Source organism: Mesorhizobium alhagi CCNWXJ12-2 (assembly GCF_000236565.1).
In the GTDB taxonomy this organism is placed as follows: Bacteria; Pseudomonadota; Alphaproteobacteria; order Rhizobiales; family Rhizobiaceae; genus Allomesorhizobium; species Allomesorhizobium alhagi.
In genome coordinates, this window is record NZ_AHAM01000374.1 from 1 (window position 1) to 567 (window position 567).

Consider the following 567-nt stretch of genomic DNA (forward strand, 5'->3'; position numbering starts at 1 on the left):
CCGGTCAAATGACCATTTGTTTGATCCGGAATTGGATCATCTGCCGCCTGAAGCGCGCTGGCGCGAATGGATGAACCGCGTCGAAGCGACCATTTTTGCCGCCAGCGAGCCGGTGACCCGCGAGACACTCGCCCGCATCGTTGGCAAAGGGTGCAGCATTGATCTTCTCATCGACGACATCCGCGCCGAGCTCGCCGGCCGCCCCTATGACCTCGTCTCAGTCGCCGGCGGCTGGAAGCACCTGACCCGGCCTGCCTATGCCGACGCCATCCGCAGTGCATTCGGCGGAAACGAACGCACGGCGGAACTCACGCAGTCAGAAGTGCTGGTGCTGATGTGCATTGCCTATTTCCAGCCGATCACCCGTGGCGAGCTCTCCACCTTCTTCGGCAAGGAAATCAGCCGCGATCTGATCGGCACGCTGCGCGGTCAAAACTTCATCGCGTCGGGGCCGCGCAGCCCGACGCCGGGTGCGCCCTACACCTATGTGACGACCAAAGAATTCCTGCTGCAGTTCGGGTTCAATTCGCTGCGCGACCTGCCCGACGCCGAGGCGCTCGAGGACGC

The 567-nt window shown here is 63.0% G+C and carries 1 protein-coding gene; it reads left to right on the forward strand.

Going from position 1 to position 567, the window contains the following annotated elements; genetic code table 11:
* Positions 1–567, forward strand: a 567-nt coding sequence (scpB, locus tag MAXJ12_RS34220) for an SMC-Scp complex subunit ScpB (protein ID WP_008840848.1), incomplete at both ends; no start/stop codon positions are given.